Consider the following 22889-nt stretch of genomic DNA (forward strand, 5'->3'; position numbering starts at 1 on the left):
ACATCAATGCCACAGAGCTTGGCTGAGGTTCATCGCGCCCGCGCGAGCCGGATAACTTACGGAGGTCCTTCGCGCCCTCGCGCCGCAATCCCTTCGTCCTGCATCTCTTCTAGGGGGATCCCCGTGTCCACTCCGCCGCCCCAGGGCCAGAACCCATTCGCCCAGGGCCAGCAGCCCTACGGTCAGCCGCCGCAGGGCCCGGGCGCTCCGCAGCACCCCGGCGCGGCCCCGTACGGCCAGACGCCCCCGCCGCCGTACCCCCAGCACCCGGGTGCTCCGCAGCAGGGCATGCCCTTCTACCAGGGCGGCCCGGACCCGGTGGCCCCGCGCAAGAGCAAGAAGAAGTTCATATTCATCGGGGTGGCGGTCGTCGCCGTCCTCGGCCTCGGCGGCGCGGCCATCCTGGCGGGCCAGGACGAGGCCTCCGCGGCCGAGGTCGGCGACTGCATGAGCATCGGCAAGCCGGAGAGCTCTACGGACCCGGACCTGAAGATCGTGGACTGTGGCGACAAGAAGGCCAAGTACAAGGTCATGGAGAAGAAGGAAAGCGGTACCTGCGACCGCACGAAGTACGCCGAGTACCGCGAGACGGGCGGCGGCGATGACTTCACCCTCTGCCTGAAGCCGTACGTGCCGTCCGGCTCCGCGGACAAGTAGGGCCTGGTCTGCCAGGAGGCTTGGTCATGTCGCGAGACTGACCAAACGCCCCTGCCGGTGACCGTGCACCCACCGAGGGGCCATGTTTCACGTGAAACATGGCCCCTCGGCCTAGGCAGCCTCGTCGTACGAGCTCCGAGCGCGACAGGAAGGGGCGCGGTGTTTCACGTGAAACACCGCGCCCCTTCTCGTTGTCAGCTGAGCGTCAGCTGTCCGCGTTCTGTGCGGCCCACCACTCCTTGAGCTCCGCGATCGCCGCGTCCCGCTCCATGGGGCCGTTCTCCAGCCGCAGCTCCAGCAGGAACTTGTAGGCCTGGCCGATCACCGGGCCGGGGCCGACGCTCAGGACCTCCATGATCTCGTTGCCGTCGAGATCGGGGCGGATCGCGTCCAGCTCCTCCTGCTCCTGGAGGCGGGCGATGCGCTCCTCCAGGCCGTCGTACGCCCGCGACAGCGCGTTGGCCTTGCGCTTGTTACGCGTCGTGCAGTCGGAACGGGTCAGCTTGTGCAGTCGCTCCAGGAGCGGGCCCGCGTCGCGTACGTAGCGGCGGACGGCGGAATCCGTCCACTCGCCCGTGCCGTAGCCGTGGAAGCGCAGGTGCAGCTCCACCAGTCGCGAGACGTCCTTGACGAGCTCGTTGGAGTACTTGAGAGCCGTCATCCGCTTCTTGGTCATCTTCGCGCCCACCACCTCGTGGTGGTGGAAGGAGACCCGGCCGTCCGTCTCGAAGCGGCGCGTCTTCGGCTTGCCGATGTCGTGCAGCAGCGCGGCGAGCCGGAGCGTCAGGTCCGGGCCGTCCGTCTCCAGGGCCATCGCCTGCTCGAGGACGATCAGGGTGTGGTCGTAGACGTCCTTGTGCCGGTGGTGCTCGTCGCGCTCAAGGCGCAGCGCCGGAAGCTCCGGCAGCACGTGGGCCGCGAGACCGGTGTCGACCAGGAGGGCCAGGCCCTTGCGGGGGTGCGCCGCCACGATCAGCTTGTTCAGCTCGTCACGGACCCGCTCGGCGGACACGATCTCGATGCGCTCGGCCATCGCCTTCATCGCGGCGACGACGTCCGGGGCCACCTCGAAGTCCAGCTGCGCGGCGAAGCGCGCGGCCCGCATCATCCGCAGCGGGTCGTCCGAGAACGACTCCTCGGGGGTGCCGGGGGTGCGCAGGACCCGCTCCGCCAGGTCGTCGAGGCCTCCGTGCGGGTCGATGAACTCCTTCTCGGGGAGCGCCACGGCCATGGCGTTCACGGTGAAGTCCCGGCGCACGAGGTCGTCCTCGATGGAGTCGCCGTACGACACCTCGGGCTTGCGGGAGGTCCTGTCGTACGCCTCCGATCGATATGTCGTCACCTCGATCTCGAAGCGCTGCTCGACGCCGTCCACGCGGGCGTCCTTCTGGCAGCCCACCGTGCCGAAGGCGATCCCGACCTCCCACACCGCGTCCGCCCACGGACGGACGATCTTCAGTACGTCCTCGGGGCGGGCGTCCGTCGTGAAGTCCAGGTCGTTGCCGAGCCTGCCGAGGAGGGCGTCCCGGACCGACCCGCCGACCAGGGCGAGCGAGAACCCGGCCTCCTGGAAGCGGCGGGCGAGGTCGTCTGCGACAGGGGACACGCGCAGCAGCTCGCTCACGGCGCGCTGCTGGACCTGACTCAGGGCACGGGGGTTGTCTTCGTTGGCGTTCGGCACAACAGAAAAGGGTACGTGCCCCGGCGCCCGGCGGCCGCCTCGATTTCCCCGGCCTTCGTGAAGCCCGTCCACAGCGCTCACCTCGGCCCTTGCGGCCTGCGGGGCAAGGTCTCGCGATCTTGTGGAGTGGTCCGCGGCACTCAGGCCCGGCGCGCCTCGTTACCATGCGTGGACGCAGCATCCGACAACCACCGACACAGCTGACGACGACGAGGGACGGGCAACGCGTGGCCGAGGCGGCAGACTTCCCGGGGACCAACCCCTCACCTGCCCGCCGGTGGCTCCGGCGCACAGCGGTACTGCTGGCCGGAGCACCCCTACTGGCCGGTCTGCTCCAGGTGCCTGCGGGCTCCGCCGCGCTCGCCGCCACTCCGGACGTGAAGAGCGCGGCCACGGGCGCGAAGAGCGCCGCCAAGAGCGTGCGCACGGGGCTGAAAGCCTCCGCCACGGGCTCCCGGACCGTCGACGTCTCCCTGGACACCCTGACGCCCAGCGCGCCCCGCAAGGGCGACACCGTCACCGTCTCCGGCACGGTCACGAACGAGGGCCGCCAGCCGGTCACCGCGGCGCAGGTCGGACTGCGCGTCGCTCCCCCCCTCGGCAGCCGCACGGCGATCGACACCGCCGCGCAGCGCAAGGGGTTCCAGCCCGGGACCGACGGCACCGAGGTCGGCGGGAAGTACCTCAAGAAGATCGCCAGGCTCGCCCCAGGCGTCCCGCAGCACTTCAGCATCTCCGTGCCCGTCAGCGCCCTCGACCTCGGCATGGACGGCGTCTATCAGCTCGGCGTGACGCTGACGGGCCAGACGGCGGCCCAGGCCTACCCGCAGGTCCTCGGCATCGAACGGACCTTCCTGCCGTGGCAGGACGGAGCCGCGGAGACGAAGACGAAGACCACGTACCTGTGGCCGCTCATCTCCACCACGCACCTCACCGCGCAGACGCGCTCCGACGAACAGCAGACGCCCGTCTTCAAGAACGAGGACCTCGCCAAGGAGATCCAGCCGGGCGGCCGCCTGGAGCAGCTGGTGACGCTCGGCGAGCAGCTCGACGTCACCTGGGTCATCGACCCGGACCTGCTGGTATCCGTCGCGGCGATGACGGACAAGTACGACGTCGAAGGGCCGGACGGGACGACGGTTCCGGGCCGCTACCAGACGGTCGCGAAGCAGTGGCTCGCCGAGCTCCAGAAGACGGTCAAGGGCAAGAAGGTCGTCGCGCTGCCCTTCGCCGACCCTGACCTCGCCTCGCTCGCGCACACCGGAAAGGCGGTCTCCGGGTCCCTCGGCCACCTCAAGGAGGCCACCGAGGTCGGCGCCAAGGCCGTGCGCGACATCCTCTTCGTGAAGCCGACGTCCGACTTCGCCTGGCCCGCCGACGGTGCCATCGACCCCTCTGTCGTCGACGTGGCCACGTCCGCGGGCGCCCACCGGGTGATCACCCGCAGCGACAGCCTGCGTGAGACCCACGGCCTGCTGTACACGCCCAGCGCGGCCCGGCCCATCGGCGGCGGCACCACCGCCGTGGTCGCGGACGCCCGGCTCTCCACGGCCTTCCAGGGCGACATGACGCGGTCCGAGAACTCCACCCTCGCGGTCCAGGAGTTCCTCGCCCAGAGCTTCATGATCACGCTGCAGGACACCAAGCAGCGCAACATCGTCGTCGCCCCGCAGCGCACGCCCACCACGAGCCAGGCGCAGGCGATGGCCAAGGCCCTGACGGCCCTCGACGACGAGCGCTGGTCGCAGCCGCAGGACCTGACCGCGGCCGCGAAGGCGAAGCCGGACCCGGGCGCCACCACCCAGGTGCCGTCGGCCGCCGCCTACCCGGCCGCGCTCCGCAAGCAGGAGCTGCCCCGGTCGGCGTTCGAGGAGATCCGGGGCACCCAGGACGAGCTCGACGTCTTCCAGATGGTCCTCTCCGAGCCGGACCGGGTGATCACGCCCTTCGGCCGGGCCATGGACCGCGAGATGTCCACGTCGTGGCGCGGCCGCGCGGCGGCGGCACAGGGCTACCGCAAGAGCGTGCAGAGCTATCTGACCAACCTCATGCACCAGGTCTCGCTGATCAAGAAGTCCGACGCGAAGCTGTCGGGCCGCAGCGCGACGATTCCGGTGACGGTGCAGAACAACCTCGTCCAGGGCGTCGACCACCTCAGGCTCCGGCTGACGTCGACGAACCCCACGCGTCTGAAGATCGGTGACGGCCTCTACGAGGAGCAGCCGGTCAAGATCACGGGCGGCGGTCACACCCAGTCGGTGAAGTTCACCACCACGGCCAACGCCAACGGACCGGTCCAGGTGTACGCCCAGCTCTACACCGAGGACAACCAGCCGTACGGCGACGCCGTGTACTTCGACGTCAACGTCACCGAGGTCACCCCCACGGTGATGCTGGTCATCGCCGGTGGCGTCCTGCTGCTCGTCCTCGCCGGATTCCGCATGTACACCCAGCGCAAGCGCGCGGCGCGGCAGCAGGCGGAGGCGGGCCCGGATGGCGGCCCCGACGACGACGGTGACGCCACGGACGACCCCGCGCCCGACGCCGGCCCGGACGCGGGCGAACCCGAGCAGCCGAGTGACCCGACCCCGGACACCGCTCCGGAAAGCACCGAGCCGTCGCACACGGGTGAGAGAGTGGACCGTTGAGCGATGTCGTGGCCGGTGGGCCCGGGGACCATGAGGTGGGGTAAACCATGAACGCGCCGTACGACGGTGAGCGCGGCCAGGGCGCGGGCGGCTCCGGCGCTGCCGGGGGCCCGCCGCCAGGGCCCCATGAGGACGGCCAGGTGCCACAGCAGCAGGCGCCCGACGCCTACCTCCAGGACGCCTACGCTCAGGACCCCTACCGCGCCCAGGACCTGTCGGCCCAGGACCCGGTGGCCGAGGCGCTCTACGACCGTGCCGCGCACCCCCCGCCCCCGCCCGGCACGTACCAGGACCCCCAGCAGCTCTACGCCCAGCCGCCGTCGCCCCAGCACGCCCCGGACCCCCGTGTATGGGCCCAGACGCCGCCCCCGGAGCCGGACGGCGCCACCCGGCACCTCCCGTACGGCGACGACCCGCGCACGACGCAGTACGTCGGCGTCGACGACCTCGTCACCCAGGCCGGCGAGGAGCGGCACCAGCCGGACGCCTTCGCCCACCTCTTCCGCGACCAGCAGGGCAGCGGCTACCCCGACCCGCGCGCCGGAGCACACCAGCAGGACCCGCACCTGGGCGACGGCTACCAGCAGGACCCCCGGAGCCAGGGCGCGTACCAGGCGGGCGGCTACCCCGCCCAGGGCCAGCAGCCCCACGGCGGCTACCAGCAGGACGCCGGATACCAGCAGGGTGCCGCGTACCAGGGCCAGGGCCAGCAGGGCGGCACCGCCTACCCGGGCCAGCAGGCCGCCGGTTACCCCGGCCAGGGCGGCGCGTACCCCTACCAGCAGCAGGGCGCGGCCCCGTACGCCGACCAGCAGGGCGGCGCGCAGCACGCGTACCCGCAGAACGACCCCCAGTACTACCCCCAGAGCGGCACCCCGTACGTGAACCACCAGAACGCCCCGTACGCGAACCAGCAGGCGGACGGCTACTACCAGGACCCGAATCAGCAGGGTCAGCCGTACCAGGACGCGCAGCAGTACGACATCGCGCGTCCGCCCGGTGAGTCCCCCTCCGTTCCGGCCCCGGCCTCGGCACCGGAGCCCGTGCCCGCGGCGCCCGCGGCGAAGTCCGGCGGCCGCGCGTCCAGCCTGCTGAAGTCGAGCGCCGTGATGGCCGCGGGCACGATGGTGTCCCGGCTCACCGGCTTCGTCCGCTCCGCCATGATCGTCTCGGCGCTCGGCATCGGCCTCCTCGGCGACACCTTCCAGGTCGCCTACCAGCTGCCGACGATGATCTACATCCTCACCGTGGGCGGCGGTCTGAACTCGGTCTTCGTGCCGCAGCTCGTGCGTGCCATGAAGGACGACGAGGACGGCGGCCAGGCGTACGCCAACCGCCTCCTCACACTGGTCATGGTGGCGCTGGGCATCCTCACCGTGGTCGGCTGGTTCGCCGCGCCCGTCCTGGTGCACCTGCTGTCGACACCGGTCGCCAGTGACCCGGCGGCCAACGAAGTCGCGATCACCTTCGTCCGGTACTTCCTGCCCTCGATCTTCTTCATGGGCATCCACGTCGTCATGGGGCAGATCCTCAACGCGCGCGGGAAGTTCGGCGCGATGATGTGGACGCCCGTCCTCAACAACATCGTCATCATCGCGACGCTCGGCATGTTCCTGTGGGTGTACGGCACCTCGGAGAAGTCGGGCATGCGCGTCACGTCGATCCCCGACGACGGTGTGCGCCTCCTCGGCGTCGGCGTGCTGCTCGGCATGGTCGTCCAGTCGCTCGCGATGTTCCCCTACCTCCGGGAGACGGGCTTCAAGCCGCGTCTGCGCTTCGACTGGAAGGGCCAGGGCCTCGGCAAGGCCGCCATGCTCGCCAAGTGGACGATCCTCTTCGTCCTCGCCAACCAGGCCGGCGCGATCGTCGTGACCCAGCTGGGCACCGCGGCGGTCAAGCACTCCGGCATGGACGGCACGGGCTTCTCGGCCTACTCCAACGCCCAGCTCATCTGGGGGCTCCCACAGGCCATCATCACCGTCTCGCTGATGGCGGCGCTGCTGCCCCGGCTGTCCCGCGCGGCCCACGAGGGCGACGCCGGAGCGGTCCGCGACGACATCTCCCAGGGTCTGCGCACCTCCGCCGTCGCGATCGTGCCGATCGCCTTCAGCTTCGTCGCGCTCGGCATCCCGATGTGCACGCTCATGTTCGGCTCGTCCGGCGTCAACGGCGCCACCCGCATGGGCTACATGCTGATGGCCTTCGGCCTCGGCCTGATCCCGTACTCGGTGCAGTACGTCGTCCTCCGCGCCTTCTACGCGTACGAGGACACCCGCACCCCCTTCTACAACACGGTCATCGTGGCCGCCTTCAACGCCGCCGCCTCCGCGCTCTGCTACATGGTGCTGCCCGCCCGCTGGGCCGTAGCAGGCATGGCCGCTTCGTACGGCCTCGCCTACGCGATCGGGGTGGGCGTGGCCTGGCGACGGCTAAGCAAGCGGCTGGGGGGCGACCTGGACGGTGCGAACGTGGTCCGTACGTACGCCCGTCTCGTGATCGCCTCGGTGCCGGGCGCGATTCTCGGCGCCGCGGCCGGGTACGCGATCACGAAGGCGCTGGGACAGGGCGTCTTCGGTTCACTGGCCGCGCTGGTCGTCGGCTGCGCGGTACTGTTCGGCGTCTTCTTCCTCGTCGCGCGGCGCCTGCGCATCCAGGAACTCAACTCCCTGGTCGGCACGGTACGGGGGCGCCTGGGACGCTGAGGCGTGGCAGTCCGCACAACCATCGGCGGCTACCGCGTGTCGTGCATAGCGGCGGTCTGTGGGCACAATTGGCTTTGGCGTCTGACGTAGCGCAACGGATGGGGAGGCAGGAACGACGGTGGCGGAACGGAGCACGGCTGCCGTCGACGTGGCAGGCAACAGCGGCGACGAGCCGCTGACCGCGAAGGCGGATCAGTCCACGGCCGACGGGGTGGCCCAGACCCGGGAGCGGGACACGGCGGACGACAGCGCGGCGGAGACGAAGGGGCCCTCGAGTCCGCCCGGGGCGACCACGCCCCCAGAACTGCACAGCGGCCACAAACTCGCCAGACGCTATCGCCTCGAGGAGTGCGTCACCCGTCTGGACGGTTTCAGCAGTTGGCGCGCGGTGGACGAGAAGCTCCGCCGTGCGGTGGGCGTGCACGTGCTGCCCGCCGACCATCCCCGCGGGCGCTCGGTGCTCGCCGCGGCCCGCTCCGCTGCGCTCCTGGGCGACCCGCGCTTCGTGCAGGTCCTGGACGCGGTCGAGGAGAACGACCTCGTCTACGTGGTGCACGAATGGCTTCCGGACGCCACGGAGCTCACCACCCTGCTGGCCTCCGGCCCGCTGGAGGCCCACGACGCCTACCAGCTCGTCAGCCAGGTCGCCCAGGCCATGGCCGCCGCGCACCGCGAGGGCCTCGCCCATCTGCGGCTGACGCCCGGCGCCGTGCTGCGCACCTCCTCGGGCCAGTACCGCATCCGCGGCCTCGCCGTGAACGCCGCGCTGCGCGGCATCACCTCCGAGACCCCGCAGCGCACCGACACGGAGGCCATCGGCGCCCTCCTGTACGCCGCCCTGACCCAGCGCTGGCCGTACGAGAACGACGCACACGGCCTCTCCGGGCTGCCCAAGGGCGTCGGCCTCATCGCGCCGGACCAGGTCCGTGCCGGGGTGCACAGGGGCCTGTCCGAGCTCTCCATGCGCGCGCTCGCCAACGACGGCGCGACCGCGTCCCGCCAGGAGCCCGCCTGCACCACGCCGGACGACCTGGTGAAGGCCGTCGGTGAGATGCCCCGCATCCGCCCGCCGGAGCCTGCCTTCACGGCGCCGCCCGAGTACCAGCGCACGACCTACCAACAGGGCACGTACGGCCGCGGTCCGCAGCCTCCGGGCTCCACGCAGGTCATCCAGGCCCCGCCGCCCCCGCTGCAGAGCCGCACGGGCAAGGCTCTCAAGTGGGCGGTCTCGGCGCTGCTCATCGCCGCGCTCGGCCTGGGCAGCTGGCAGCTGGCGGACGCCCTCATGGACCACGACAACAAGTCGGGGGACTCGGGCACGTCGCAGACGTCCGACGGCGGCGACAAGAACAAGCCCAAGCCCGGCAAGCCGATCTCCATCGAGAACACCCAGGCGAGCGGCCTCGGCGGAGAGTTCAAGCAGTCCACCGAGAGCGGCTCCACGGTCTGGCGCACCGCGACGTACAACGAGGGTCCGCCCCTGGCCCCGTACAAGCCCGGCGCGGGCCTCGTCTACGACCTGGGCTCGGAGAACAAGCTCACGGACGCGACGATCAAGCTCCTGTACGGCGGAGACCGCACGTCGATCTCGCTGTACGCCGCCGACTCGATGTCACCTTCCGGGCCGGTCGGCTCGATGAAGAAGATCGGTGAGGGCAGGACAACCGGCTCCTCCTTGAAGATCAAGGTGAATTCCAAGGCCAAGCCCCGGTACGTACTCCTCTGGGTGACGGCGGTTCCGTCGGTCCCGGCCGAGAAGTACCGTGGCGCCGGCTACCGGCAGGGCATCTCGGGCGTCCAGTTCAAGGGCATCAAGGGCTGAGGGCCCGCGCGTCTCGGCAGGGGGAGGGGGTTCGGGGTGGCGGACGACGCCGTGCACGGTGAGCTGAGCGACCACGACCTCCTGACCCGCCACGTCGACGGCGACAAGGACGCCTTCGGCGAGCTCGTCCGCCGCCATCGCGACCGGCTGTGGGCCGTGGCCCTGCGCACCCTCGGAGACCGCGAGGAAGCCGCGGACGCCGTCCAGGACGCCCTGGTCTCCGCGTACCGGGCCGCGCACACCTTCCGCGGCCAGTCCGCCGTGACGACCTGGCTGCACCGCATCACCGTGAACGCCTGCCTCGACCGGGCGCGCAAGGCCGCCTCCCGGAAGACCTCGCCCGTCGACGACACCGAGCGCCTGGACCAGCTCCTCGAGCCGCACGAGTCCGCGGCGGCACCGGTGGAGCGCGGCGATCTGCACCGGGAGCTCCTGCGCGCGCTCAGCACGCTGCCGCCCGACCAACGGGCCGCCCTCGTCCTGGTGGACATGCAGGGCTACCCCGTGGCCGAGGCCGCCCGGGTGCTCGACGTCCCCACCGGCACGGTGAAGAGCCGCTGCGCGCGGGGCAGAGCAAGACTGCTGCCCCTGTTGACCCATCTACGGACGGAGCCACCGGGCGAAAGCGGCCCCGGCAACCCGGGCGAAGGAAAAAAGGCCGCCCCAGGAAGGAACCGGACGCAGGGGACAACCGTCCCACCGGCAGCGGACCCCCCGCGTACGGGGTCGTCCCAAGGCACGGAACCCGGCGATTCAGCGGCAGTGAAGGGCGGAGGTGGGCGAGCGTGACCACGACGACGGACTCGGCTGGGCACCCGGACGTCTCCGAGATCTCCGACCTCACCGAAGGCCTGCTCTCACCGTCCCGCACCCACGACGTACGGCAGCACCTGGACGGCTGCGCGCTCTGCACCGACGTCTACGACTCCCTCGAAGAGATTCGCGGCATGCTGGGCACGCTGCCCGGGCCCTCGCGCATGCCTGCCGATGTCGCGGAGCGGATCGACGCGGCTCTGGCGGCTGAGGCGCTTCTGGACTCCACCGTCACCGAGGACGCGGGCGCCTCCTTGTCGGCCCGCGAGGCCGAGGAAGCCTCCGCACGCGAACCCGTTGCCGAGCCCGCTGCCGATGTTTCACGTGAAACATCGGCCTCCGAGCCGAGCGAAGCGGCTGCCTCATCAAGCAAGCCCGCCGCCTCCGCCGCGGCCAGCAGCGGCACCCATGGCCCGTCCGGTCACGCTCGTGCGGCCACCGGACCGGGCCGGGGCGGGCGCTTCCGGGGGAGGCGTCGCCGTACGGCAGCCCTCGGTGCCGTCTTCACCGCCGCCGCCCTGGGCCTGGGCGCACTGCTGATCCATCCGTGGGGAAGCGACTCGGAGGGCTCGGAGACCGTGGCGGGCCGCACAGCAAGCTCTGACGCGTTCTCCAAGGACAAGCTCCAGGACCGCGTCAACGACATGCTTCCCGCAGAGCCGTCGATCGCGGGTGCCGACAACACCGCCTCTCCCAAGACACGCGTCGGCCCGCAGTCCAGCCCGAACGGCCCGAAGAAGGGCTCGACGACACCCGATGACGTCGTCGAGGTGCCCGCCTGTATCGAGCGGAGCCTCAACGGTCGGGCACCGCTGGCCGTGGACCAGGGCACCTACGAAGGCAAGAGCGCCTACCTCGTCGTCGTGGCCCATGAGTCCGACAGCGCCAAGGTGTCCGCGTATATCGTCGATGCCGCCTGTGTGAACGCGTCCTCGTCCCCCGAGACCATCGGCAAGGTACTGCTCACCGAGTCCTACGCCCGGAACTGAGCGGCCCCCAGCCCGACGGGTACGTGTGGATCTCGCCCTGCTGTCCCGCGCCCGCGCTTCCGTGTGCTCGGACACGTTGGGGAATGCACGCCCCGTAGGATCCGTTGGGTGGGGTGAGAGCCCTGAGACAGGCACCCGCCAGCAGTACGCAGCAGTCTCCAGAGACGAGGAATCAAGCCGTGACCGACGTCCGTAACGTGATCATCATCGGCTCCGGGCCCGCCGGCTACACGGCGGCGCTCTACACCGCGCGCGCGTCCCTGAAGCCCCTGGTGTTCGAGGGTGCCGTCACCGCGGGCGGTGCGCTGATGAACACCACCGACGTAGAGAACTTCCCGGGCTTCCAGGACGGCATCATGGGCCCGGAGCTCATGGACAACATGCGCGCCCAGGCCGAGCGCTTCGGCGCCGAGCTCGTGCCCGACGACGTGGTCTCCGTCGACCTCACCGGTGAGATCAAGACCGTCACGGACACGGCCGGCACGGTGCACCGCGCGAAGGCCGTCATCGTGACGACGGGCTCCCAGCACCGCAAGCTGAGCCTGCCGAACGAGGACGCGCTGTCCGGCCGTGGCGTCTCCTGGTGCGCGACCTGCGACGGGTTCTTCTTCAAGGACCACGACATCGCCGTCATCGGCGGTGGCGACACCGCGATGGAGGAGGCGACCTTCCTCTCCCGGTTCGCCAAGTCCGTGACGGTCGTCCACCGCCGCGACAGCCTGCGGGCCTCCAAGGCGATGCAGGAGCGCGCCTTCGCCGACCCGAAGATCAAGTTCGTCTGGGACAGCGAGGTCGCCGAGATCAAGGGTGAGCAGAAGCTCTCCGGTCTCACCCTGCGCAACGTCAAGACGGGCGAGACGTCCGAGCTGCCGGCCACCGGCCTGTTCATCGCGATCGGCCACGACCCGCGCACCGAGCTCTTCAAGGGCCAGCTGAACCTGGACGGCGAGGGCTACCTGAAGGTCGACGCGCCGTCGACCCGGACGAACATCCCCGGTGTCTTCGCCGCCGGTGACGTCGTCGACCACACCTACCGCCAGGCGATCACCGCGGCGGGCACCGGCTGTGCCGCCGCTCTGGACGCCGAGCGCTTCCTCGCCGCCCTCGCGGACAGCGAGACCGCGGCCGCTGCTGCCGTCTGACCCTCCCGTCCTCCCCCACCCGCACCACCATGTGAGGAGCCCGCCGTGGCCAACCTGAAGAACGTGACCGACGCTTCCTTCGACGAGGACGTCCTCAAGAGCGACAAGCCCGTCCTGGTGGACTTCTGGGCCGCCTGGTGCGGTCCGTGCCGCCAGATCGCGCCGTCGCTCGAGGCCATCGCGCAGGAGTACGGCGACAAGATCGAGATCGTCAAGCTCAACATCGACGAGAACCCGGGCACGGCCGCCAAGTACGGCGTCATGTCGATCCCGACGCTGAACGTCTACCAGAACGGCGAGGTCGCCAAGACCATCGTCGGCGCCAAGCCGAAGGCCGCCATCGAGCGCGACCTCGCGGACTTCATCGCCGAGTAAGGCACCACGTCATCGGTGTCCGCCTCATCGGCGGAGAGCGATGTTTCACGTGAAACACGAATGGGCCAACCCCTCGGGGCTGGCCCATTCGTCTGTCCGCTGCGCGATCCGCGGCATATCCCGTCCGTCTAGAGCGGCCTTAGGGCCGGCTCCTTCTGCACTGCTCCCAGCAGTCGGTCCAGCGCCAGCTCGACGTCTTCCTTCCACGAGAGCGTCGTCCGCAGCTCCAGCCGGAGTCTCGGGTAGGCGGGGTGCGGACGGACCGTCTTGAAGCCCACGGCGAGGAGATGGTCCGCGGGCAGGACACAGGCCGGTTTCTCCCAGCGCGCGTCACCGAAGGCCTCGATGGCCTTGAACCCCCGGCGCAGCAGATCCTTGGCGACCGTCTGCACGATGACGCGGCCAAGTCCCTGTCCCTGATAGCCCGGCATGATCCAAGCAGTCATCAGCTGAACGGCGTCCGGCGAGACCGGGCTCGTGGGAAAGGCCGTGGACCGCGGCACATAGGCGGGGGGAGCGTAGAGGACGAAACCCACCGGCACGTCATCGACGTAGACGACCCGACCGCACGACCCCCACTCCAGCAGGACGGCGGAGATCCACGCTTCCTTCTCCAGCTCGGGTGTCCCGGCCTTCAGCGCGGCTTGCCCGCTGACCGGGTCCAGCTCCCAGAAGACACACGCACGGCAACGCTTGGGAAGGTCCGGAAGGTTGTCCAGCGTGAGCGGTACGAGCCGTCGCCCCATGAAGGCGGTTCCTCTTCTCCTTCGCCCGCGGCGCCACGAGCAGCTGTCAGTGTGCTCCGTTCCCTGAGCAGGCTGCCGACGAAGCCACCGACCGCGCCCAGGCCGAACCCTGCGGTCATCAGTCCGGTGCGGCTCACCGATCGCATGGCCCCCGCCTCCCCTAAGAGGTGCCGTCAGCTGGATGCGCCATACCCAAGCGCATCGTATCCACGATGTGATTGCATCGATACCGGAAGAAAGCAAAGAGCGGGCCGTGTTCCGGCACACACCGGACACGGCCCGCTTTCACAGGCGTCACAGCATTCGGCTACAGCGGTCTGCCCCTTCCCAGGCTGAACGCGCGGCTTCTCAGGACGCCATCGCTGCTCAGCTCTGCTCGCCCTCCGAGGCTTCCTCGGAAGCGGCATCGGCCAGACCACGCTTGAGAACCGAGCCCTCTTCAGGGGCCAGCGTGGCGAGGATCCGCTCCAGGTCGTCCAGCGAGGCGAAGTCGACGACGATCTTGCCCTTCTTCTGCCCCAGATCGACCCGCACCCGCGTCTCGAACCGGTCCGAGAGGCGCGTGGCGAGGCTCGTCAACGCAGGCGACACCCGGGCCCCGGCACGAGGCCCCTTGGCCTTCGGCTTGGTCTGCGGCCGCGACCCCATGAGAGTCACGATCTCCTCGACGGCCCGCACCGACAGCCCCTCGGCCACGATCCGGTACGCGAGACGGTCCTGCTCCTCCTGGTCCTCGACGGACAGCAGCGCCCGGGCATGGCCCGCGGACAGCACTCCGGCGGCGACCCTGTTCTGCACCTTCGGCGACAGCTTCAGGAGGCGAAGCGTGTTGGAGACCTGCGGGCGGGACCGGCCGATCCGGTCCGCCAGCTGGTCATGCGTGCACTTGAAGTCCTTGAGCAGCTGGTCGTAGGCCGCGGCCTCTTCCAGCGGGTTCAGCTGAGCGCGGTGCAGGTTCTCAAGGAGCGCGTCCAGGAGGAGCTTGTCGTCCTCCGTCGCCCGCACGATCGCCGGGATGCGCTCAAGACCCGCCTCACGGCAAGCCCGCCAGCGCCGCTCGCCCATGATGAGCTCGTACCGCGAGGGGCCCAACTGCCGCACGACCACGGGCTGGAGAAGTCCGACTTCCTTGATGGACGTCACCAGCTCCGCGAGGGCGTCCTCGTCGAAGACCTCACGCGGCTGCCTCGGGTTCGGCGTGATGGAGTCGAGCGGCAGCTCGGCGAAGTGCGCACCGGCCGGGCTGCGCAGTTCCTCCACCGGCTCGCTGCCCGGCGCCTCCATCTCCTGCGGAACGGGCGGCTGCGCAAGGGAACTCTGTGGAAGCGCAGCCACGGTGGCGGCCGCCACCCCGCGCTCCGCGGTGAGGACGGGCACGGCCGTCGGCGAGGTGGACGCCCCACCCGTGGTCGGCGCAGTCGCCTTCTCTGTAGGAGCCGCAGGGATCAGAGCGCCCAGGCCACGGCCCAGCCCTCTTCGTCGCTCGCTCACTGGATCCCCTCCGTCATGTTCTGGTCGTTCTGGATGCCCGTGTGGGCGTGCTGCACGTCGTACCGCACGCCCACTCCGCGCAGCGCGATCTCGCGCGCCGCCTCGAAGTACGACAGGGCACCGCTTGATCCTGGATCGTAGGTCAGCACGGTCTGGCCGTAGCTGGGCGCCTCGGAGATGCGGACCGAGCGCGGGATGCTCGTCCTCAGCACCTCGTCGCCGAAGTGGTTGCGCACCTCGTCGGCCACCTGGGAGGCCAGCCGGGTCCGGCCGTCGTACATGGTGAGCAGGATGGTCGACACATGCAGGTTCGGGTTGAGGTGACCCCGCACCAGGTCGACGTTGCGCAGGAGCTGACCGAGGCCTTCCAGGGCGTAGTACTCGCACTGGATGGGGATCAGCACCTCCGCACCGGCCACCAGGGCGTTCACCGTCAACAGCCCCAGCGACGGCGGGCAGTCGATGAGGATGTAGTCCAACGGCTGCTCATACGCCTGGATCGCCCGCTGGAGTCGGCTCTCCCGAGCCACCAGCGACACCAGTTCGATCTCCGCACCGGCGAGATCGATGGTGGCCGGGGCGCAGAAGAGACCCTCGACATCAGGAACGGGCTGGACGACCTCGGCGAGAGGCTTACTCTCGACCAACACGTCGTAGATGGAGGGGACTTCGGCGTGGTGGTCGATACCGAGCGCCGTGGAGGCATTCCCCTGCGGGTCCAGGTCGATCACCAGAACACGCGCGCCGTGCAAGGCCAGTGAGGCGGCAAGGTTGACGGTTGTCGTCGTCTTGCCTACTCCACCCTTCTGGTTGGCGACGACCATGATTCGGGTCTGCTCGGGCCGTGGCAGGCCCTCGCCTGCGCGGCCAAGAGCTTCCACCGCCAGTTGGGCAGCACGACCGATGGGGGTGTCGTCCATCGGGCTCGGTGTTTCACGTGAAACATCCTCCCCCGCCGACTCGGTACGGGGACCGGGGACCGGATCGGTCATCGGTCCCGCGATGTTGGCGTCGGACCGCAAGGATTCACTCTCCTCGACTACAGGCTCGCAATGAACAGAGCCTCCCATGCTTTCGGGGTCGTGAACCAGCGAGGCCCGGTCTTCTGTGGACGAATCCGTCTCTGTGGACAACTCCGTTCCCTTATCGAGGGAACCAAGTGGCCGACGCTCGCGAGGTTCGGCAGCGCGACCGCGACTGATGATGCCATGCAGCAGTGAGCGACGTTTCACGTGAAACACGATGCATGGCGACCGGGGTGCCGCTCGTGCGACACCCCGGTACGCGTACGTTTGACAGCTTTTGTGGAGTACGGCTCGTCGTCAGGACGGATCAGCGACGAACGTCAACGCGCGTCCACCAGCGGTCGACAGACCTCGACGGCATGGCGGACACCTCATCGACAGCGCCGCCGACGCCTTTCAGCGACGGCGTCCTCTTCAGCGACGGCGACGGGCGCGTCCGACCCGTGCGGCCTTGGCGCGCTTGGCAGCGAAGCGCACACCGCCGGGGCTCTCGCCCACCTCGACCCGCACCACGGTGGACAGCGGGTCGACGACCCCTTCACCCACCTGCACCACGGAAACGGACTCGGCGCCGAGCTTGCTCAGGGCGGCGCCCGCCGCCTTGACCTCTTCCTCGGCCGTGTCGCCCTTGAGCGCCAGCATCTCTCCGTACGGACGCAGCAGCGGGACGCCCCATCCAGCGAGACGGTCCAGTGGAGCGACGGCACGCGCGGTCACGACGTGGACGGGCTGCAGCTTGCCGAGGACCTCCTCGGCGCGGCCACGGACGACCGTGACGTGGTCGAGCCCCAGCAGCTCGACGACCTCGCTGAGGAAGTTCGTGCGCCGCAGCAGCGGCTCAAGGAGCGTGATCTTGAGGTCCTCGCGGACGAGCGCGAGCGGGATGCCGGGCAGTCCGGCCCCGGAGCCGACATCGCACACCGTCACGCCCTCGGGAACCACCTCGGACAGCACGGCGCAGTTCAGCAGGTGCCGCTCCCACAGCCGGGGAACCTCGCGGGGGCCGATCAGGCCGCGCCGCACTCCCGCCTCGGCGAGCAGTTCCGCATACCGGACCGCGTCCGGGAATCGCTCGCCGAAAACCGCGCGCGCCTGCTCCGGCGCCGGGGGGAGCTCCGCTTCCTCCGTCACGGGGACCGTCCTTCCGTACCGCACTGGGTCAGTGACTATCAGGCTGACAAAGACCGGCCCCGTCTGCGAACAGACGGGGCCGGGATGAGACGTACAGATCAGGCGGGGAGGACCACGACGAAGCGCTGCGGCTCCTCGCCCTCGGACTCGCTGCGCAGACCCGCGGCCTTGACGGCGTCGTGCACGACCTTGCGCTCGAACGGCGTCATCGGCTTGAGCTTGACCGGTTCGCCGGAGCTCTTGGCGTCGGCGGCGGCCTTGGCGCCCAGCTCGGACAGCTCCTCGCGCTTCTTGGCGCGGTATCCCGCGATGTCCAGCATCAGGCGGCTGCGGTCGCCGGTCTCCCGGTGCACCGCGAGGCGGGTCAGCTCCTGGAGCGCCTCCAGGACCTCGCCGTCCCGGCCGACCAGCTTCTGCAGGTCACGACTGCCGGCGTCGCTGATGATCGACACCGCGGCCCGGTCGGCCTCGACGTCCATGTCGATGTCGCCGTCGAGGTCGGCGATGTCCAGCAGACCCTCGAGGTAGTCCGCCGCGATCTCACCCTCCTGCTCGAGGCGGGTGAGGGTGTCGCCAGCCTCAGCTGCGGCGGAGGTGGTGGTGCCTTCCGTCACGGGATGGACTCCTTTTACTTCTTGGACGGGTGCTTGGGCCGCTGCTGACCCTTGCGCTGTCCGGACTTGGCTTTGCTGCGGGTGCCCTGGCCGGGCTGGCTGCCCGAGGCGGCGCCGGCGGGCTTGTTCTTGGCCGCGGCACCCTGGGGCTTGCTGTCCTCGGACTTGGTCAGCGACGGACCGGAGGCATCGGAGGCCGGGTCGGTCGTAGCACCGCCGTCCGTCTTGCCGCCCGTGGCGGCGGTGGCGGACTGGCGCTTGGACTTGCTCTGGCGCTTGGGCTGCTGCCGCTTGGGCGCTGCCGCGGGCGCACCGTCCTCGGTCGTGGTGGCCACGGTGTCGCTGACGATCACGGTGCCGTCGGCCTGGGCGGCGAAGCCGGCCTTGTTCAGGCCGTTGATGAACTTCCGCTCGTACTCGTTGCGGTCGCGGCCCTTGGCGACGATGGCCTTCACGGCCCTGACCTGGCCACGGCTGCGGGTCTTGCCGGCGGTCGTGATGTGCTTCTGCAGGCGCTCCAGGTACGAGGCCTGGGCCTTGGAGCCGGGGGTCGGGTTCTGGCGGATCACGTACATCTGCTGGCCCATGGTCCACACGTTGGTGGTCAGCCAGTAGACGAGGACACCGACCGGGAAGTTGATGCCGAAGACGGCGAACATGATGGGGAAGACGTACATCAGCATCTTCTGCTGCTGCATGAACGGCGTCTTCACCGTCGTGTCGACGTTCTTCGTCATCAGCTGGCGCTGCGTGAAGAACTGCGAGGCCGACATCAGGATGATCATGAGCGCGGTCACGACGCGCACATCGGTCAGCGAGGCGCCCAGCGAGGCGACCTTGTCGGCGCTGTCCGTGAACTTCACCGCGAGCGGGGCACCGAAGATGTGGGCGTCACGGGCGCTGTCCAGCAGCTGCTGGTCGATGACGCCGATCTTCTTGTTGGACGCGATGCCGTTGAGCACGTGGTACAGCGCGAAGAAGAAGGGCGACTGCGCCAGGATGGGAAGGCACGAGGAGAGCGGGTTGGTACCCGACTCCTTGTACAGCTTCATCATCTCTTCGGACTGGCGCTGCTTGTCGCTCTTGTAGCGCTCCTGGATCTTCTTCATCTCGGGCTGCAGCGTCTGCATGGCCCGGGTCGCCTTGATCTGCTTCACGAAGAGCGGGATCAGGCAGATGCGGATCAGGATCACCAGGGACACGATCGACAGGCCCCAGGCCCAGCCCGTGTCAGGGCCGAAGATCGCACCGTACAGTTTGTGGAACTGCACGATGACCCAGGAGACGGGTGTCGTGATGAAGCTGAAGAAACCGGCAATCGTGTCCACTAATCAGGCTCCTTGAGCATGGGACGGGGTCTCGGCGGCCGGGCTCGGGGGAGCCGGTGGGAGGTCTCCGGTCGGCACGCCAGCGGCGGAGGGCCCGCCCTTGCGTTCGCGCCAGGCAGCGCGCAGCATCTCGTGCCACCGCGGACGCTTGCGCGGCGGAACGTGATCGACACCACCTAGCGACCACGGGTTGCACCGCAGGATGCGCCAGCCAGTGAGCGCTGTTCCCTTGACCGCACCGTGCCGGTCGATGGCGAGGTAGCCGTAGTGGGAGCACGACGGGTAGTACTTGCACACCGGGCCGAGGAGTGGACTGATCGTCCACTGGTACAGCTTGATCAGCGCCAGCAGCGGGTACTTCATCGCGCGCCCCCTCCAAGGAGGCGCCGCAGGGCGGCGTCCAGGTCTTGGGCCAGCTGTGCGTAGGTGGCGTCGCCCGCGCCGGGCAACGCTCGTACGACTACCAGGCTACCGGGGGGCACCAGGGCCAACCGGTCGCGTGTCAGATGGCGAAGTCGGCGCTTGACCGTATTGCGTACGACGGCTCCACCCACGGCCTTGCTCACGACGAAACCCGCACGTGTCGGGGGAAGGCTCTCCCCCGGCACGTGCGGGTCCGTTGCACCGCTGCGTAGATGGACGACGAGGAGAGGGCGACCAGCCCTGCGTCCTCGCCGTACCGCGGTCGCGAAATCCTCGCGCCGCCTCAGCCGATGCTCGGTAGGCAGCACGACGTCATGACCTAATTGCGCTTAGGCGGACAGGCGGGCGCGACCCTTGCTACGGCGGGACGCCAGGATGGCGCGGCCGGCACGGGTGCGCATACGCAGCCGGAAGCCGTGGGTCTTCGCGCGACGACGGTTGTTCGGCTGGAAGGTGCGCTTGCTCACTCGGGGGCTCCAGTAATGACTCGTGTGGTGGCGGGTATCGCCTGGCTGTCACCGTGCGCCCACGAGAAGCTCGGAGAAGCTCGCGTATAGGCACCGAGTGCACCGCTTCACAATCACTGACCGTGATCTTTGCCCATCGGAGGCAGGCGGCAGCAGCCATCGACAACTCGACCTGGTTACGGTACGCGGGGCTACGCCATCCGGTCAAACCAGCCGTCAGGGAGAGACACTGTGCACAGCCTGTGGACAACAACTTGAACCGCACCCGTCGCCCTGACTACCGTGGCTGAACTCCGATTCGTTCCCTTCCCCCTGCCCCTCCCGATTTCCGTCCCGACCCGTCCCAAGAACCACACCTTCGTGGGACCTGTGAGAGAGCGTGCCCTGTGGCTGACGTACCTGCCGATCTTGCCGCAGTGTGGCCAAGGGTTCTGGAGCAGCTGCTTGGCGAAGGGCGGGGGCAGGGCGTCGAGGCGAAGGACGAGCACTGGATCCGACGGTGCCAGCCGCTCGCGCTCGTCGCCGACACCGCGCTCCTCGCCGTTCCGAACGAATTTGCGAAGGGCGTCCTGGAGGGCCGTCTCGCCCCGGTCGTCAGCGAGACGCTGAGCCGGGAGTGTGGGCGCCCGATCCGCATCGCCATCACGGTCGACGACTCCGTGGGCGAGCCGCAGACCCCGCCCGCGCCGCCGGTCCAGCACCAGCAGCCGCGGTACGAGGACCAACCCTCCCGCTACGAAGAGCAGCCGCCCCGCTACGAAGAGCCCGCACCCCGGTACGAGGGGCAGGAGCCGCCCGCCGCCTCCGGCCAGGGGCATGACGCGTACGACGCGTACGGCCGCCGCCCCGGGGACGAGCGCTCCGCGGGACCGCGCCCGGACCAGCTGCCGACGGCCCGCCCGGCGTACCCGGACTACCAGCGCCCCGGCGCATGGCCGCAGCAGCCGCAGGACGACTACGGCTGGCAGCAGCCGCGCCTCGGCTTCCCCGAGCGGGATCCGTACGCGAGCCCGGGGCAGCAGCCGCAGCAGCACGACTACCGCCCGCAGCCGCCGCAGGAGCGCTCGCCGTACGAGCAGCAGCTCTCCGAGCGGCCGGGGCAGGAGCGGCACGACCGCCACGACCGGCGTGAGCGGCACGAGCCGCCCTCCGGCGCGGGCTCCGGCGCAGGCCCGCACGGGGGCCCTGGCGGTCCCTCGGGCCCCGTCGGCCACGGCGGCACCTCCCTGCCCGCGTCGAGCGGCGCTCCCGGCCCGCTGGCCGCACAGCCCGCGCCCGCGACCGGCCCGGGGGAGCCCACCGCGCGGCTGAACCCGAAGTACCTCTTCGACACCTTCGTGATCGGGGCGTCGAACCGCTTCGCGCACGCGGCCGCGGTCGCCGTCGCCGAGGCCCCCGCGAAGGCGTACAACCCCCTTTTCATCTACGGGGAGTCGGGGCTCGGCAAGACCCACCTGCTGCACGCGATCGGGCACTACGCGCGGAGTCTGTACCCGGGCACGCGCGTGCGCTACGTGAGCTCCGAGGAGTTCACCAACGAGTTCATCAACTCCATCCGCGACGGCAAGGGCGACAGCTTCCGCAAGCGCTACCGCGAGATGGACATCCTGCTCGTCGACGACATCCAGTTCCTCGCGGACAAGGAGTCGACGCAGGAGGAGTTCTTCCACACGTTCAACACGCTCCACAACGCGAACAAGCAGATCGTGCTCTCCAGTGACCGGCCGCCCAAGCAGCTGGTGACCCTGGAGGACCGGCTGCGCAATCGCTTCGAGTGGGGTCTGATCACCGACGTCCAGCCGCCCGAGCTGGAGACGCGCATCGCGATCCTGCGGAAGAAGGCGGTCCAGGAGCAGCTCAACGCCCCGCCGGAGGTCCTGGAGTTCATCGCGTCCCGCATCTCGCGGAACATCCGTGAGCTGGAGGGCGCGCTGATCCGCGTCACGGCGTTCGCGTCGCTCAATCGACAGCCTGTGGACCTGGGTCTCACCGAGATCGTCCTGAAGGACCTGATCCCGGGCGGCGAGGACGCGGCTCCGGAGATCACGGCGACGGCCATCATGGCGGCCACCGCCGACTACTTCGGCCTGACGGTGGACGACCTGTGCGGATCGTCGCGCAGCCGGGTCCTGGTGACGGCCCGCCAGATCGCCATGTACCTGTGCCGCGAGCTGACCGACCTCTCCCTGCCGAAGATCGGCGCGCAGTTCGGCGGCCGCGACCACACGACGGTGATGCACGCCGACCGCAAGATCCGCGCGCTGATGGCCGAGCGCCGTTCGATCTACAACCAGGTCACCGAGCTCACCAACCGCATCAAGAACGGCTGACAGCAACGGCGATACGCCACGGCAGGGCGCCCCGGGGACACGTCTCCGGGGCGCCCTGCCGCGTTTTCGTGTGCCTACGTAGTGGGCCATCACCTACGTAGTGGGCCATCGCCTACGGGGTGGGGCCCGGCGGGGCGTTGGAGCAGCCGGGCCATGGTCGACCACAGGCAGCCGGGCCACGGTCAGCCACAGGCGCGTGCCCACGCGGTGGGAGCACGCCTCCAGAAGCGCCGCGAAAGAGCCGCAGCAGGGCCGCAGCTGGGCCGCAGGGCGAGCTCCCTGGCGCACGTTCCCGGTTCCAGGAGCGCCCTCCTCAGCGCCGCCAGAACCCGCCCGGCGGCCCGCTGAAACCCGTCCCCACGGCTGTGTACGGCGCTCTCCGCCCCTCGATGACCCCCGATGCCCCCCGCCGACCGCGACCTCTTCGTCATCTTCTGTTCGATTCATGGTCACCTCACCCGGGTTCTCCACAGATCTGCGGCCTTTTCGCTCTCCACACCCTGGG

The 22889-nt window shown here is 69.7% G+C and carries 19 protein-coding genes; 9 read left to right on the plus strand and 10 right to left on the minus strand.

Going from position 1 to position 22889, the window contains the following annotated elements; genetic code table 11:
* The first annotated feature begins 123 nt into the window (after window positions 1-123).
* A complete protein-coding gene (locus tag MQV74_RS21115) occupies window positions 124-657 on the plus strand; it encodes an LppU/SCO3897 family protein (RefSeq protein WP_242719899.1) in 534 nt (177 codons plus the stop codon).
* A gap of 205 nt (window positions 658-862) precedes the next feature.
* Here MQV74_RS21115 and MQV74_RS21120 read toward each other — a convergent pair whose 3' ends face one another.
* Window positions 863-2338, minus strand: coding sequence for a CCA tRNA nucleotidyltransferase (locus tag MQV74_RS21120; RefSeq protein ID WP_242719900.1), 1476 nt, complete (start codon window positions 2336-2338; stop codon window positions 863-865).
* 227 nt (window positions 2339-2565) lie between these two features.
* Between MQV74_RS21120 and MQV74_RS21125 the strand changes: the two genes are divergently transcribed.
* From MQV74_RS21125 to trxA, 7 genes are all read left to right on the plus strand, one after another.
* Entirely contained in the window at window positions 2566-4986 is a 2421-nt protein-coding gene (locus tag MQV74_RS21125) for a DUF6049 family protein (RefSeq protein ID WP_242719901.1), read from the plus strand.
* Between the two features lie 47 nt (window positions 4987-5033).
* A complete protein-coding gene (gene murJ / locus MQV74_RS21130; protein WP_242719902.1) occupies window positions 5034-7688 on the plus strand; it encodes a murein biosynthesis integral membrane protein MurJ in 2655 nt (884 codons plus the stop codon).
* A gap of 118 nt (window positions 7689-7806) precedes the next feature.
* Complete coding sequence (locus tag MQV74_RS21135; RefSeq protein ID WP_242719903.1) at window positions 7807-9510, plus strand: protein kinase family protein; 1704 nt, start codon at window positions 7807-7809, stop codon at window positions 9508-9510.
* Between the two features lie 36 nt (window positions 9511-9546).
* Window positions 9547-10299, plus strand: coding sequence for an RNA polymerase sigma factor SigM (sigM, locus tag MQV74_RS21140; protein WP_242719904.1), 753 nt, complete (start codon window positions 9547-9549; stop codon window positions 10297-10299).
* Window positions 10296-11312 carry a hypothetical protein gene (locus MQV74_RS21145; RefSeq protein ID WP_242719905.1) on the plus strand — a complete coding sequence of 339 codons (1017 nt, stop codon included), beginning with the start codon at window positions 10296-10298 and terminating at the stop codon, window positions 11310-11312. Before sigM ends, MQV74_RS21145 begins: the two co-directional genes overlap by 4 nt.
* 179 nt (window positions 11313-11491) lie before the next feature.
* The gene (trxB, locus tag MQV74_RS21150; protein ID WP_242719906.1) at window positions 11492-12454 is read left to right on the plus strand and encodes a thioredoxin-disulfide reductase; all 963 of its coding nucleotides are present in this window, start codon (window positions 11492-11494) and stop codon (window positions 12452-12454) included.
* Window positions 12455-12499: 45 nt separating this feature from the next.
* Window positions 12500-12829 (plus strand): thioredoxin, encoded by a 330-nt coding sequence (gene trxA / locus MQV74_RS21155; RefSeq protein ID WP_138960693.1) that lies wholly within the window; start codon window positions 12500-12502, stop codon window positions 12827-12829.
* Between the two features lie 128 nt (window positions 12830-12957).
* Here the strand turns inward: trxA and MQV74_RS21160 are convergent, their stop codons facing one another.
* From MQV74_RS21160 to rpmH, 9 genes are all read right to left on the minus strand, one after another.
* Window positions 12958-13575 carry a GNAT family N-acetyltransferase gene (locus tag MQV74_RS21160; protein WP_138960694.1) on the minus strand — a complete coding sequence of 206 codons (618 nt, stop codon included), beginning with the start codon at window positions 13573-13575 and terminating at the stop codon, window positions 12958-12960.
* A gap of 366 nt (window positions 13576-13941) precedes the next feature.
* Window positions 13942-15066, minus strand: coding sequence for a ParB/RepB/Spo0J family partition protein (locus MQV74_RS21165; protein ID WP_242719907.1), 1125 nt, complete (start codon window positions 15064-15066; stop codon window positions 13942-13944).
* Window positions 15063-16136: a ParA family protein gene (locus MQV74_RS21170; RefSeq protein WP_138966787.1), complete on the minus strand. Its 1074-nt coding sequence runs from the start codon at window positions 16134-16136 to the stop codon at window positions 15063-15065. Before MQV74_RS21170 ends, MQV74_RS21165 begins: the two co-directional genes overlap by 4 nt.
* A 369-nt stretch (window positions 16137-16505) precedes the next feature.
* Complete coding sequence (gene rsmG, locus MQV74_RS21175) at window positions 16506-17222, minus strand: 16S rRNA (guanine(527)-N(7))-methyltransferase RsmG (RefSeq protein WP_172382858.1); 717 nt, start codon at window positions 17220-17222, stop codon at window positions 16506-16508.
* Between the two features lie 98 nt (window positions 17223-17320).
* A complete protein-coding gene (locus tag MQV74_RS21180; RefSeq protein WP_144319902.1) occupies window positions 17321-17836 on the minus strand; it encodes a Jag family protein in 516 nt (171 codons plus the stop codon).
* 14 nt (window positions 17837-17850) lie between these two features.
* Entirely contained in the window at window positions 17851-19164 is a 1314-nt protein-coding gene (yidC, locus tag MQV74_RS21185) for a membrane protein insertase YidC (protein ID WP_242719908.1), read from the minus strand.
* 3 nt (window positions 19165-19167) lie between these two features.
* The gene (gene yidD, locus MQV74_RS21190; protein WP_242719909.1) at window positions 19168-19527 is read right to left on the minus strand and encodes a membrane protein insertion efficiency factor YidD; all 360 of its coding nucleotides are present in this window, start codon (window positions 19525-19527) and stop codon (window positions 19168-19170) included.
* The gene (gene rnpA, locus MQV74_RS21195; protein ID WP_078868812.1) at window positions 19524-19895 is read right to left on the minus strand and encodes a ribonuclease P protein component; all 372 of its coding nucleotides are present in this window, start codon (window positions 19893-19895) and stop codon (window positions 19524-19526) included. Before rnpA ends, yidD begins: the two co-directional genes overlap by 4 nt.
* 21 nt (window positions 19896-19916) lie before the next feature.
* The gene (gene rpmH / locus MQV74_RS21200; protein ID WP_003956500.1) at window positions 19917-20054 is read right to left on the minus strand and encodes a 50S ribosomal protein L34; all 138 of its coding nucleotides are present in this window, start codon (window positions 20052-20054) and stop codon (window positions 19917-19919) included.
* A 386-nt stretch (window positions 20055-20440) separates the two neighbouring features.
* On the opposite strand from rpmH, the gene dnaA reads away from it, so the two are divergent.
* Window positions 20441-22384 (plus strand): chromosomal replication initiator protein DnaA, encoded by a 1944-nt coding sequence (dnaA, locus tag MQV74_RS21205; RefSeq protein WP_308402292.1) that lies wholly within the window; start codon window positions 20441-20443, stop codon window positions 22382-22384.
* Window positions 22385-22889: the final 505 nt, after the last annotated feature.

Origin of the sequence: Streptomyces sp. AN091965, from assembly GCF_022698285.1 — a bacterium.
Lineage (GTDB): Bacteria > Actinomycetota > Actinomycetes > Streptomycetales > Streptomycetaceae > Streptomyces.

Excerpts from the sequence above, each read along its gene's own strand:
- yidD (WP_242719909.1), bottom strand. The coding sequence starts at position 19,527 with ATGAAGTACCCGCTGCTGGCGCTGATCAAGCTGTACCAGTGGACGATC.
- murJ (WP_242719902.1), top strand. The coding sequence starts at position 5,034 with ATGAACGCGCCGTACGACGGTGAGCGCGGCCAGGGCGCGGGCGGCTCC.
- MQV74_RS21160 (WP_138960694.1), bottom strand. The coding sequence starts at position 13,575 with ATGGGGCGACGGCTCGTACCGCTCACGCTGGACAACCTTCCGGACCTT.
- MQV74_RS21170 (WP_138966787.1), bottom strand. The coding sequence starts at position 16,136 with ATGGGAGGCTCTGTTCATTGCGAGCCTGTAGTCGAGGAGAGTGAATCC.